Source organism: Barrientosiimonas humi (assembly GCF_006716095.1).
Lineage (GTDB): Bacteria > Actinomycetota > Actinomycetes > Actinomycetales > Dermatophilaceae > Barrientosiimonas > Barrientosiimonas humi.
Genome location: NZ_VFOK01000001.1, coordinates 3,175,071 through 3,187,916 on the forward strand (window position 1 = coordinate 3,175,071; position 12,846 = coordinate 3,187,916).

The following is a 12,846-nucleotide window of genomic DNA, read 5'->3' on the forward strand; positions in this document are numbered from 1 at the left end:
TAGGCGACCGCCCGACCACCGACGTACGCCCTCGGCCGGCGCAGCCACCGCACGGCTTCCCCCAGAAGTGTGGCCGACTCGACTTGTTCTGCCAGGGTCGCTGGTTACAGTGACGGAATGACCCTTCAGCTGCCCCGGCGCCGCACGGCGCGGCGGCTGACGGCGGTCGAGGAGACATCGGCAGGGGGCGTGGTGATCGACGTGCGCGACGGCGTCGCCTATCTCGCGCTGATCGCCCGCTACAACCGCGCGGGGCGCCTGGAGTGGTGCCTGCCCAAAGGGCACGTCGAGCCGGGCGAGACGCTCGTCGAGACCGCGGTGCGCGAGGTCGCCGAGGAGACCGGCATCCTCGGCCGGGCGCTGGTCACCCTCGGCACCATCGACTACTGGTTCTCCACCCCGCACCACCGCATCCACAAGATGGTCCACCACTACCTGCTGGAGGCGATCGGGGGCGAGATCGGCGTCGAGGGCGACCCCGACCACGAGGCGATCGAGGCGCGCTGGTTCCCGCTGACCCAGGTGCACCGCCACCTGACCTTCCCCAACGAGCGGCGCATCGCCCGCACGGCCTGGGACTGCCTGGCCGGAACCGCCTGAGCCGACGGTGTCACCCACGTCTGCGGGGGCGTCGCGCGGCGCCCGCCACTTCGTCCTGGCCGCCCTGTGCGCGCTGCTCCTGCTGCTCGGCGTCGTCCCGGCGCCCGCCGGCTTCGCGGCCGTCCCCGCCGACCCGGTGCCCGTCGCCGACCGCGACTCCACCGTCGACCTCACGCTGACCTCGGTCGCGCCGTCGGTGCTGCGGCCGGGCTCGCCGATCAACGTCGTGGGCCAGGTCACCAACAACGGCTCGGAGACCCTCGAGACACCGGTCGTGCGCGTCGCGCTGTCCTCCTCCTCGCTCGCGACCCGCACCCGGGTCGCCGAGTGGCTCGACGGCAACCGCACGCTCAGCACGACCCAGGTGGCCACGGTGACCCTGGACGAGCCGCTGGCCGCCGGCCGGTCGCGCCAGTTCAACGTCACCGTCGCCCCCGACGACCTGCCCGACGTGTCGAGCCAGGTCACCAGCATCCCGCTGCGGTTCACGGTCACCGACGGGAGCTCCACCGCCCGCGGCGCCACCCGCGCCGAGGAGCGCACCGCCCTGCCGTACGCCGCCGCGGACGCCCAGTTCACCAACCCCTTGGAGATCGGCTGGGTCGTGCCCCTGACCCTCCCGGCCGACCCCGCGCTGTTCAGCAGCTCCGGCGAGGACCGGCTGGCCGCGTGGCGCCGGGCCATCGGCCCCGGCTCGGCGATCGACGAGCGCGTCTCGGCGCTGCGCGGGCTGCCGGTCACCTGGCTGGTCGACCCGACGATCCTCGAGCCGCCGATCGACCCCGACCCGCAGCTGCCGCCCGCCGGTGCCGCCGAGGAGGGCTCGCCCGACAGCACCCCCAGCACGCCCCCGCCGAGCACCCCGACGCCCACCCCCACGCCGAGCTCGCCGACCACGCCGGCCCCCAGCACCGACCCCTCGGGCGAGCCCACCGAGACCGGCACGGGCACGCAGCCCGGTGCCACCGGCCCGACCACGACCGGACCGGCGGGCACCGACCAGCCGACCGACGGGGCCGGCGGCACCGGCGCCGCCCCCACACCCACCCCGTCCACCAGCACACCCGCGCCGAGCCCGACGACCACCACCCCCGAACCGCCCACCGACACCTCCTCGGTCGACGGGCTGGTCAGCTCGCTGCGCAGCCGCCTGGTCGCCCGCTCGAGCCAGCAGCCGGTCTGGCTGCTGCCGTACGGCGATCCCGACACGGTCGCCCTGCAGCGCGCGGGCGGGTCGGCCGCGCTGGAGCAGCACCTCGGCCGCGCCCCGAGCACCGCCACCGACTCGATGAGCGACGTCTCGGTCAGCTGGCCCGCCGCCGACCTGCGCCGCCGCGAGGCCACCGCCATCAGCAGCGCGTGGCGCTCCTCGCGCGACACCCCGCCGGTGACCCTGCTGAGCACCCGTCAGCTGCAGGGCACCCAGCGTCCCGAGACCTCCACCGTGGCCCGCGAGCTGTCCGACGGCACGCCGGTGCTCGCCTACGACGAGTCGCTCTCGGCCGCGACCACGAGCAGCGGCGACGCCGGCACGCGCACCCGCCGCTTCCTCGCCGACTCGCTCGGCAGCTACCTCGAGGCGCCCAGCCGCGACCGCAGCGCGCTGGTGCTCGCCCCCCGCGCCGACCAGGCCAGCGGCGCCGAGCTGGCCTCGCTGATCACCGCGACCGCCGACGCCCCGTGGCTGCGCTCGGTCGGCGCCGACGAGCTGCGCACCGCCGAGGGCGACCGGCCGCGCGCCCAGATCGACGACAGCCCCGCCGCGCCCCCGTCGCCGCAGGCCCCCAGCCCGATCTCCGGCGAGACGCTGCAGGTCACCGAGGGCGACCGCCGCACGCTCGACGCCGTCGGCACCGTGCTGGTCGACTCCGACGACGTCATCACCGGGTGGAGCGCGGCGTTCGACGAGCTGGCCTCGGCCCGCTGGCGCGGGCAGCGCGGGCCGCACACCACCACCGCGCAGGGGCTGCACGAGGCGATCGAGCAGGTGCCGAGACAGGTCGCCGTGCGGCCCAGCTCGGTCAACTTCTTCACCGACGCCGGCCAGGTGGGCGTGCTCGTCGTCAACGACCTCAACCGCCCGGTGCGCGACGTGCGGCTGCTGCTCAACCCCCGGCGCTACGTCGTCGCCGTCGAGGAGCAGCCCGAGCCGCTGTCGCTCGGCGCGCAGAGCCGGCTGACGGTGCGGGTGCCGTTCCGCGCGGTCGCGGCGGGGCGGGTGCGCATCGACGCGGTGCTGACGACCCCGGCCGGCACCCCGCTCGGGGCCCCCGCCGACGCGCCGAGCCAGCTGGAGTTCAACGTCCGCCCCACCGGCACTTGGCTTTACTGGGTCATGGGTGCGGTCGCCGGCCCGATCCTCGTGGTCGGGCTCTACCGCAGCCTGCGCCGCGGCCCGCGGCCCCACAACGAGCTGGACGCACCGGTCGACGCCGGGGCCTCATCAGAGAGCGACGATGACTGAACGCCCGAGCCTGGGTCAGCTGTACACCCAGCCCGCGCCGCCCGCCCGCACGACCTCCCAGCACGACCTCGCCGGGTCGCTCGGCGAGCAGTTCAGCGAGTGGATCGCCGAGGACACCGCGACCAAGGCCGTCGCGCTCGAGGTCGACGACGCCACTGAGGTCGGCACCCAGTTCGACACCTCCCTGCCCGGCCGGCTCGGCCGGCAGTGGTACGTCGACAACGCCGACTCCTTCGCCACCCGTGACGAGGTGGCCGGCACCGACGCCCCCGACCGGGCCGACGAGGCCGGCAGCCACCCGACCGACCGCGTCGGCCGGCGCACCGCCAGCTATGCCACGCACCCGGTGGAGACGACCCCGGCGGCCGGCGCGGACGTACCTGCTGCGCCCGGTGCGCCCCAGACCGCCGGCACCGCGCGCGCCGACCAGGCCGACCAGCGCCCGGCCCCGAGCGGGCGTGCCGGCCTCGCCCGAGCCGGCGCGCTCATGGCCGCCGGAACCCTCGTGTCGCGGCTGCTGGGCTTCCTGCGCGGCACGCTGCAGGCCGCCGCGATCGGCACCACCACGGTCCCGGCCAACGTGTGGTCGACCGCCAACACGCTGCCCAACATCGTCTACCTGCTGCTCGCCGGCGGCGTGATCAACGCGGTGCTGGTCCCGCAGATCACCAAGTCGCTCCAGCACGAGGACGGCGGCAAGGGCTACACCGACCGGCTGCTGACCCTGGCGTTCACGATCCTCGGCGTGCTGACCGTGCTGTGCGTGGCCGCGGCACCGCTGCTCTACAAGCTCTACGACTTCAACGCCAGCGGGTCGCGCCTCGCGCTCGGCTGGTCGTTCGCGCTGATCTGCCTGCCGCAGATCTTCTTCTACGGCATGTACGCCCTCCTCGGCCAGGTGCTCAACGCCCGCGGCCGCTTCGGCGCGTTCATGTGGGCGCCGGCCCTCGCCAACGTCGTGGCCATCGCCGGGCTGGTCTACTTCCTCGCGCGCATGCCGCGGCAGGCGTCGATCGACCAGTGGGACTCCTCGATGATCTGGGTGCTCGCCGGCTCGGCGACGCTCGGCATCGTGCTGCAGGCCCTGTGCCTGATCCCGGTGCTGCGCCGCGACGGCTACCGCTTCAGCCCCAACTTCCGCTGGCGCGGCGTCGGGCTGCGCGCCGCGTCGAAGGTCGCGCTGTGGGCGTTCGCCGCGGTGATCCTGCAGCAGCTGGGCCTGGTCGTCACGACCAACGTGCTCAACACCCAGCCCAACGGCGAGCCCGGAAAGGCCTCGCAGGAGTACGCCTTCCTGCTGTTCATGCTGCCCCACTCGCTGCTCACCGTGTCGCTGGTGACGGCGCTGTTCACCCAGATGTCGCGCGCCGCCAACGCCCGCAACCACGCGCTGGTGCGCCGCGACGTGCGCGAGGGCCTGCGGCTGATCGGCGTCGCCACGATCCCGTGCACGGTCGGCGGCATCGTGCTGGCCGAGCCGCTCATCACCGCGTTCTACGGCGAGGGCAGCGTCTGGCCGATCGGCTCGATCATGGTCCCGATGCTGCTGGGCCTGTCGATCTACGGCCTGTGTGTCACGGTGCAGCGCGCGTTCTACGCCTACGAGGACGCCCGCACCCCGTTCCGCATGCAGCTGCTGTGCACCGGCATCGCCGTCGTCATCACGCTCGGCGCCCTGCTGGTGCCCGACCGCTACGTCGGCATCGGGATCGGCCTGGCGCTCACCGTCAGCAACGCCGCGCAGGGCTTCGTCGGGCTGCGCTGGCTGCAGCGCACCACCGGCCGGATCATGGTGTCCGACATCGTGCGGTCGTACGTCCGGCTCACCCTCGCCGCGCTCGTCGCCGGCGTCGTCGCGTTCGTCGTGTTCGCGCTGCTCGCCCAGGTCGTGAGCGGCCGCTCCGGCGCCCTGGTCGTGCTGGTCGTCGCCGGGCCGATCTTCCTGCTGGTCTACGTCCTGGTCGCCCGGCGCCTGCAGGTCAAGGAGGTCGAGGAGCTGCTCCGGCCGATCACCCGCCGCCTGCGCCGTGCCTGACGTCCCGGGCCCTCTTGGCTTCAGCTCCTCGTCCGGCCGGTCGTCGCACGCTCCGGCCGGCCATCGTCGCCGAAGCGAGCCTGCGCTGCGCGTGACGTCCCGGAGGTTGGCGGGGTGCTCGCCTAGGATGACCGCGGCGTGTCCTCCGCCGGACACCGCTCACCCCATCGAAGGAGCTCGGAGTTGGACGGCATCGGCCGCGGCACGATCCTGGGCGGGCGCTACGAGATCGACCGCGCGCTGTCCCGGCGGGACGGCGTCGAGCAGTGGATCGCCCGCGACGCCACCCTCGGCCGCGAGGTGACGGTCACCTGCTTCGCCGCCGACCACCCGTTCGCCTCCGCGGCGCTCGACTCCGCCCGCCGCGTCGCGGGCGTCGAGGACCGCCGGCTCAGCCAGGTGCTCGACGTCGGCACCGAGACCGACCCGCCGGTGTCGTACGTCGTCTCCGAGGCCACCCACCACTCCCAGTCGGTCGCGGCGCTGCTGCGGCTCGACACGCTCCCGGCCGAGGAGGTGCGCCGCCTGGTCGGTGAGTCCGCGCTCGCCCTGGAGACCGCGCGCCAGCGGGGCCTGCACCACCAGATCCTCAACCCGCACCACGTGCTGCGCAGCCCCGACGGCGCCGTGCAGGTCGCGGGCGTCGCCGTCGGCGCGGCCCTCACCGGGCACGACGGCGACGACGGCGACACCGCCTCCCGCGACGACGTGCGCGCGCTCGTGTCGGTGGCGTACGCCGGCCTCACCGGCCGCTGGCCCGGCCCCGACGAGGTGCCCGGGCTCGAGACCGTCTCGCGCCGCGCCGACGGCCAGCTGCCCAGCCCGAGCGAGCTGGTCAGCAACGTGCCGGGCGACCTGGACACCCTGGCCCGCACCGTGCTCGGCGACGACGAGGGTCCGCGCACGCCGGGCGAGCTCGCGCGCCAGCTGTCGCCCTGGTCGTCCGACCAGGTGCACGGCATCGGTGGCCGCACCCCCGAGCAGGGCGGCGTCACCGGCGTCGAGCAGCGCGGCGGCCGCACGAGCGGCACGACCGGCCGGCACCTCGCGGGCGGCGCCGCCGCCGCCGGAGCCGGTGCTGCCGGTGCCGGCGCTGCCGGTGCCACCGCCGCGGGCGCGACCCGTGCCGACGACGACCTGACCGACCCGCGCGGCCTCGGCACCGACCCCGACGCGACCGTCGTGGGGCGCCGTCCCGAGTTCGACAACGACGAGACCTCGACCTTCCAGGCCGCGCCGGCGAGCGCGTACGACCCCTATGTCGAGGAAGACCTCGACCCGCCGCTGCCGCTGCTCACCTCCGGCACCGCCGAGCCCGACCGCAGCAGCAGCCGGCTCGCCCTGGCCATCGTCGCGGTGACGGTCGTCGTCGCGATGCTGCTGGGCTTCCTCGGGCTGCGCAGCCTGTTCGGCAGCCCCGACAGCACCAGCGCCGACGACCCCGCCGCGCCGGGCACCAGCGCCACCTCCACCGCGAGCGGCACCGGCGGCTCGACCAGCTCCAGCGCGTCCCCGTCGTCGGGCCAGAAGCTCACCGTCTCCGACATCACCAGCCTCGACCCGCAGGGCGACGGCGACGAGCACAACGACCTCGTCGACAAGGCCATCGACGGCGACCCCGAGACGGTCTGGATGACCCACCGCTACCTGCGCGAGACCTTCACCCGCTCCGGCAAGCAGGCAGCCGGTGTGGTCCTGGACCTCGGTGAGCCCCGCGATGTCGGTACCGTGAAGGTGCTGGTCGACGGGGGCGCCATCGACGCCACCGTCTACGTCAGCGACGAGAAGCAGATCGAGGGGGCTCAGCAGCTCGGCCAGCTCAGCGGCACCGGGCAGCAGGAGGTCCGCTCCTCGGACGCGAAGAAGGGGCGTTACGTCATCGTGTGGGTCACCAAGCTCGGGCCGCAGGACACCGGCGGCTTCCGCGCGCAGATCGGCGAGATCGAGGTGCTGTCGTGATTCCTTTGGTCGCGTCTCCTCCTCCGGCCGGGGTCGCAGGCTCCCCCGCCCGGCATCGTCGACACGACGCCACACCCTCACACCTCGTGAGCTCATCCGACCTGCGCACCCGTCCGCCCGTGCGCCATGGCTGACACCGCGCCGCTCGACGAGCGGTCCGACCGGGACCTGCTGGCGCAGCACTGCGCCGGTGACCCGGACGCGTTCGGCGAGCTGTTCCGCCGGCACAAGGACCGCATGTGGGCGGTGGCGCTGCGCACCTGCCGCGACCCCGAGCTGGCCGCCGACGCCGTCCAGGACGGCTTCATCTCGGCCTTCCGCCGCGCCGACAGCTTCCGCGGCGACTCCCAGGTGACCACCTGGCTGCACCGGATCGTCGTCAACGCCTGCCTCGACCGGATCCGTCGGATCAAGCCCACCAGCGAGCTCCCGGAGTACGACCTCGCCGACCGGCACGACCACCACGGCTCGGTCGACGTGCGGCTCGACGTCCAGGAGGCCCTGGCCCGCATCCCCGAGGGGCAGCGGATGGCCCTCACCCTCGTCGACATGCACGGGATGAGCGTGGCCGAGGCCGCCGAGGTGCTCGACGTCGCCGAGGGCACCATCAAGTCGCGGTGCGCCCGCGGCCGCAGCGCGCTCGCCGAGCTGCTGCGCGACAAGCACGGTGAGGGATACCCGCTGCCCGGATGAGTGTCCCGACAGCCGCGGAACCCCCCTGCGCCCCGGCCTCGTCGCTGCTGCACGAGTGCTCCGCACGGCGCAGCTCGCCGATGATCGGCCCAGGTCACGGTCCCACGAAGATTTCTCGAACTCTCGTGGAACCCGAGCCCGGGTCCCCGTCGTCGTACCGATGTCCTGCCCGTGGTGTGCACCGCGGGCGCCGGTGGCCACCGCCGCCGGTGACGTGTCCGATGGAGGTTGACCAGTGACCGCACCCAAGACCCCCCAGGGTCCTTCGTCGCCCGACGAGGACCCCACGGGTGTGCGCCAGCTCCTCGCGTCGTTGCCCGACCCCGGGCCGATGCCGCAGGACGTCACGCTGCGCATCGAGTCCGCGCTGCGGGAGGAGCAGGCCGCCCGCGGCTCGTCCTCCGCCGACAACGTGACCCCGCTGGTCTCCCGGTCCACCGCCGACGACACCGACGTCGAGCGCGTCGACACCCGCACCTCCTCCGGCAACGGCGGCTCGGTGCGCTGGCTGCGCCCGCTGGCCGCGGTCGGCGCGGCCGCCGCCATCGGCATCGGCGCGCTCGCCGGCTACCAGGCGCTGCGCGGCGACCAGGGCGTCGCCCCGGCCGCGGCCCCGCCCTCGAGCTCGGCCGCCCAGCAGCAGCCCTCCGGCAGCGACGTGCTCGACCGGATCACCATCCAGAACTCCGGCCGCGAGTACAGCGCCAGCGGCCTGGCCACCCAGGCCGCCGCGCTGAAGACCCCGACCAGCACGATGGACCCGGCCCAGGCCAGCGCGCAGGGGACCGGCCCGATCGGCACCCCCGCCGGCCTGCTCAGCTGCATGCGCAGCATGGGCACCGAGATGCTCGGCGGCGGGCTGCCCGACAAGATCTCCGCCGACCTGGGCAAGTACGAAGGCCAGCCCGCCGTGATCGTCGTCGTCACCGAGGGCGGCGAGAGCAAGGCGTGGGTGCTCTCGCGCACCTGCACCGACGGCAACGGCAAGATCGCCGGCCCCACCGCGGTCGTCTGACGGTCGCCCGGACCGCCGCGCCCGCAGGGGTGGAATCGTGAGCGCCTACGATGCGTTGCACGCCATGCACCGCGTCCGCGAGACGCCGGTGCTGTTGACCTCGTCTCGGAAGGACTCGTCGTGACCGCTGCAGGTCCGGTGCGCAACCTCATCATCATCGGCTCCGGCCCCGCGGGCTACACGGCGGCCGTCTACGCCGCGCGGGCCAACCTGGAGCCGCTGATCTTCGAGGGATCGGTGACCGCGGGCGGTGCGCTGATGAACACCACCGACGTCGAGAACTTCCCGGGCTTCCCCGACGGGATCATGGGTCCGGACCTGATGGACCAGATGCGCGCGCAGGCCAAGCGCTTCGGCGCCGAGCTGGTGCGCGACGACGTCGTCGAGGTCAGCCTCGAGGGCCCGGTCAAGGAGGTCGTCACCGGCTCCGGCGAGCGCCACCGGGCGCGCGCGGTCATCCTCGCGATGGGCTCGGCCTACAAGGAGCTCGGCCTGCCCGACGAGCAGCGCCTCTCCGGCCACGGGGTGTCCTGGTGCGCCACCTGCGACGGCGCGTTCTTCCGCGAGCAGGACCTCGCGGTGGTCGGCGGCGGCGACTCGGCGCTGGAGGAGGCGATGTTCCTCACCCGGTTCGCCCGGTCGGTCACCGTCATCCACCGCCGTGACGAGCTGCGCGCCTCCAAGATCATGGCCGAGCGCGCCCTCGCCAACGACAAGGTCACCTTCGCCTGGAACAGCCAGGTCACCGCGCTGCACGGCGACGCCAAGCTGACCGGCGTCACGCTCACCGACACCGTCGATGGCAGCACCCGCGAGCTGGCCGTCTCCGGCCTGTTCGTCGCCATCGGCCACCTCCCGCGCAACGAGCTGGTGCGCGGCCAGGTCGAGCTCGACGCCGAGGGCTACGTCCTCGCCGAGGGCCGCACCACCCGCACCAACGTCGCGGGCGTCTTCGCCTGCGGCGACCTGGTCGACCACACCTATCGGCAGGCCATCACCGCCGCGGGCTCCGGCTGCTCGGCCAGCCTCGACGCGGAGCACTACCTCGCGGGCCTGCCCGAGGAGGAGACGCCGCCGGCCGAGCAGGCCGAGACCGTCGGTGCCCCCGCCTAGCCTGATCCGCACCACCCGCCAGACCCCCGATCTCCATCACCGCAGACGAAAGGACCGTGCCATGGCCGCTCTCAAGAGCGTCACCGACCAGACCTTCGAGCAGGACGTCCTCAAGAGCGACAAGCCCGTCCTCGTGGACTTCTGGGCCGAGTGGTGCGGCCCGTGCCGCCAGGTCGCCCCGATCCTCGAGGAGATCGCCGCCGAGCACGGCGACAAGCTCGAGATCGTCAAGCTCAACACCGACGAGAACCCCGCCATGTCGCGCAAGTACGGCATCACCGGCATCCCGGCGATGAACGTCTACGTCGGTGGCGAGGTCGTCAAGAGCATCGTCGGCGCCTACCCCAAGCCGCGCCTGGTCAAGGAGCTGTCCGACTTCATCGGCTGATCCACGCCGCGCAGCACCACCCTCACCTCGGCCCCGGAGCGACCTGCTCCGGGGCCGACGTGCGTCCGCGCCGGCCCGGGATCACCGGTGGGCCTGGGCGGGTCTCGTCGTGGGCGGGGCTCGTACACTCCGGAGCCGTGACCGCACCGACCTTCCGCCTCGCCACCGTCGACGACGTGCCCGCCGTGGTGACGCTGGTGACCTCGTCCTACCGGGGTGAGGCCAGCCGCGCCGGCTGGACCACCGAGGCCGACCTGCTGGACGGGGAGCGGCTCGACCCGCAGGTGCTGCGCGCCGACATCGAGCGCCCGGACAGCAAGGTCCTGCTGGCGGAACGCTCCGGCGAGCTCGTCGCGTGCGCGCACGTCGCGGTCGAGGACGGCGCCGGCTACTTCGGGATGTTCGCGGTGCGGCCCGACCTGCAGGGCGCCGGGCTCGGCAAGCAGGTGCTGGGCGAGGCCGAGCGGGTCGCGCGGGAGGAGTGGCGGCTGCCGGCGATGCGGATGACCGTGCTGACCGCCCGGGCCGACCTCATCGCGTTCTACGAGCGCCGCGGCTTCCGCCGCACGGGCGCCACCAAGCCGTTCCCGTACGGCGACGAGCGCTTCGGGCGACCGCGACGCGAGGACCTGGAGTTCGCGGTGCTCGAGAAGCAGCTCTGACGCCGGCTCGTCGCCGAAAAGGATTGGCCAGCAACGGTTCTCGGCGATCCCGGATCGTTGTTGGTCGACCTCAGCTCGCGAGCAGCACCGCCGACAGTCGCTTGGCCGGGCCGGGGCCGGCGTCGCCCACCGCGTTCACCCGCTTGAGCTCGTTCCGGGTGAGGTTGCCCAGGTCCTGGTGGATCGCGCGCAGCGTGCGGTCGGCGACGGCGTCGACCCAGGGCTGGGTGAGCTCGACGACCTGCCCGCTGTCCTCACCGAGCCCCCAGGCGCGCGCGATCGACCCGCCCAGCGCGTGCGGGCCGCCGCCGGCGGCCGCCTGCTTGCCGAAGATGCGCATGCTCGGGACCTCATCGTCGGTCAGCGGGCCGCCCAGCTGGTGCAGCCGCTGCTGCACGTCGTCGGCGGACAGGTCGATGCCGGCGTTGGCGTACGGCTGCTGGGCCAGGTCGGGGTCGAGCAGCACCAGCAGGTCGAGCATGCCGCCCTTGGCCCGGGTGAAGACCCCCGTGCCGGGCCGGTCGGGCCGGTGGCCGAGCGCCAGCACGTCCAGCTGCATGAGCGTGCGCACGGCCGACAGGTGCATCGGCGAGTGCGCCGCACCGTGCTGCCCGGCCCGGTAGGCCGCGTAGTGCCACTCCGAGGCGTCCGGGGCGTCGGGGTCGACGTCGATCGCGCGCAGGCCCTTGGCCAGCTGAGCGACCGCGGCCCGGTGGCGAGCGGCGGCGTGCGCCGAGGCGTCCTTCATGCCCGTCGACAGCCACTGCGCCATCTGCGGCAGCGAGCGGAAGCCGTAGTTGCCCTTGAGCAGCTCGGCGCCCAATCCGCCGAGCTTGACCATCCGGGGGTTGTACCAGGTGCCGCTCATCGGCAGGACCCGGTCGTACAGCCCCAGGTGGCTGGTGGCGAAGACGGGGATGGCGGCCTCGCTGAGCCGGATGGGGTCGCCCGGGTCGACACCGGCCCGGGAGTTCAGCGCGAAGCCGCCCCACCTGCTGAGCTGCTGGGCGCAGGCGTAGTCGGCCTCGTTCGCCGCAGACCGGTTCCACGACTCGATGAGCACCTGGTCCTGAGCGCCCGCGCGACGCACGGCGGCAAGCATCATGCGTGAGTCGACGCCGCCGGACAGCGCCAGCTCCGGCACGACGCACGGGGAGTCGGCCAGCGCCCGAACCACGGCGACGGTCGAGGCCGCGATCCGCCGGGTGAGCTCGGCCCGGTCGTCCTGCACCCGCGCGACCCGCGCGGGCAGCGAGTCGCCGCCCAGCCGCATCCGCAGCCCCAGGCCGCGGCGTTCCACGTGGAACGAGCGCCCCGCCGGCAGGGAGCTGATCTGGTCCAGCAGCGTCTCCGGCGACATCGACTGGTGGGTGATCGCGAGGGTGCGGGTGCGCGCGGTGGCAGCCTCGAGATTGACCGTGGTGGTGCTGCCCATGGCCGTGCGCAGGTCGCGCAGCAGGAGCAGCGAGTCGCTCACCGCGACCCAGCCGGACCCGCCGGTGTGCAGCACGGGGATCGAGCCGAACAGGTCGCGCGTGACGGTCAGCTCCGGGCCGGCCCAGGACACCTCGAGGAACTCACCGGACAACCCGTCCAGGTCGCCGGTGCCCATCTGCTGCCAGCCGGCGAGGCCGAACCCCAGCGCGCCCCGTTCGTAGTCGACGGCCGTACCGATGCCGAACCTGCTGCCCGCGACGTGCCGGTGCACGTCCCGTGCGACGACGAGCACCGTCCGGTGCCGCCAGGTCGTCTCCAGGACCTCCCGCTGCGGGACGTCGTGCTCGGCCAGCCAGCGCTGGACCCCGCGGCGGCCTCCCCGGTCGCACACCACGACTGCGTACGTCGACACGTCCCCCACACCTCACTGCCGCACCACCGACCTCCCTGTCGGTGGCTGGTGGGGCTGAAGGTAAACCT

General features: G+C 73.9%; 10 protein-coding genes. 9 read left to right on the forward strand and 1 reads right to left on the reverse strand.

Features of this window, described 5'->3' with window-relative positions; genetic code table 11:
• The first annotated feature begins 117 nt into the window (after positions 1-117).
• The 9 genes from FB554_RS14690 to FB554_RS14730 all read left to right on the forward strand — a co-directional run bounded on the left by FB554_RS14690 (position 118) and on the right by FB554_RS14730 (position 10,929).
• Positions 118-600, forward strand: a complete 483-nt coding sequence (locus FB554_RS14690; protein WP_142007134.1) for an NUDIX hydrolase — start codon at positions 118-120, stop codon at positions 598-600.
• 7 nt (positions 601-607) lie between these two features.
• Entirely contained in the window at positions 608-3,064 is a 2,457-nt protein-coding gene (locus FB554_RS14695; protein WP_142007135.1) for a DUF6049 family protein, read from the forward strand.
• Complete coding sequence (gene murJ, locus FB554_RS14700; protein ID WP_142007136.1) at positions 3,057-5,099, forward strand: murein biosynthesis integral membrane protein MurJ; 2,043 nt, start codon at positions 3,057-3,059, stop codon at positions 5,097-5,099. Before FB554_RS14695 ends, murJ begins: the two co-directional genes overlap by 8 nt.
• Positions 5,100-5,282: 183 nt before the next feature.
• Positions 5,283-7,058, forward strand: a complete 1,776-nt coding sequence (locus FB554_RS14705) for a protein kinase family protein (RefSeq protein ID WP_142007137.1) — start codon at positions 5,283-5,285, stop codon at positions 7,056-7,058.
• A 126-nt stretch (positions 7,059-7,184) separates the two neighbouring features.
• The gene (gene sigM / locus FB554_RS14710; RefSeq protein WP_142007138.1) at positions 7,185-7,751 is read left to right on the forward strand and encodes an RNA polymerase sigma factor SigM; all 567 of its coding nucleotides are present in this window, start codon (positions 7,185-7,187) and stop codon (positions 7,749-7,751) included.
• A 235-nt stretch (positions 7,752-7,986) separates the two neighbouring features.
• A complete protein-coding gene (locus tag FB554_RS14715; RefSeq protein WP_142007139.1) occupies positions 7,987-8,766 on the forward strand; it encodes a hypothetical protein in 780 nt (259 codons plus the stop codon).
• A gap of 120 nt (positions 8,767-8,886) precedes the next feature.
• Positions 8,887-9,879, forward strand: coding sequence for a thioredoxin-disulfide reductase (gene trxB / locus FB554_RS14720; RefSeq protein ID WP_142007140.1), 993 nt, complete (start codon positions 8,887-8,889; stop codon positions 9,877-9,879).
• A gap of 61 nt (positions 9,880-9,940) precedes the next feature.
• Positions 9,941-10,267 (forward strand): thioredoxin, encoded by a 327-nt coding sequence (gene trxA / locus FB554_RS14725; RefSeq protein ID WP_142007141.1) that lies wholly within the window; start codon positions 9,941-9,943, stop codon positions 10,265-10,267.
• Between the two features lie 137 nt (positions 10,268-10,404).
• The gene (locus FB554_RS14730) at positions 10,405-10,929 is read left to right on the forward strand and encodes a GNAT family N-acetyltransferase (RefSeq protein WP_142007142.1); all 525 of its coding nucleotides are present in this window, start codon (positions 10,405-10,407) and stop codon (positions 10,927-10,929) included.
• A 70-nt stretch (positions 10,930-10,999) separates the two neighbouring features.
• Here FB554_RS14730 and FB554_RS14735 read toward each other — a convergent pair whose 3' ends face one another.
• Positions 11,000-12,778 carry a hypothetical protein gene (locus FB554_RS14735; RefSeq protein ID WP_142007143.1) on the reverse strand — a complete coding sequence of 593 codons (1,779 nt, stop codon included), beginning with the start codon at positions 12,776-12,778 and terminating at the stop codon, positions 11,000-11,002.
• Between the last annotated feature and the right edge of the window lie 68 nt (positions 12,779-12,846).

Excerpts from the sequence above, each read along its gene's own strand:
- trxA (WP_142007141.1), top strand. The coding sequence starts at position 9,941 with ATGGCCGCTCTCAAGAGCGTCACCGACCAGACCTTCGAGCAGGACGTC.
- FB554_RS14690 (WP_142007134.1), top strand. The coding sequence starts at position 118 with ATGACCCTTCAGCTGCCCCGGCGCCGCACGGCGCGGCGGCTGACGGCG.
- sigM (WP_142007138.1), top strand. The coding sequence starts at position 7,185 with ATGGCTGACACCGCGCCGCTCGACGAGCGGTCCGACCGGGACCTGCTG.
- murJ (WP_142007136.1), top strand. The coding sequence starts at position 3,057 with ATGACTGAACGCCCGAGCCTGGGTCAGCTGTACACCCAGCCCGCGCCG.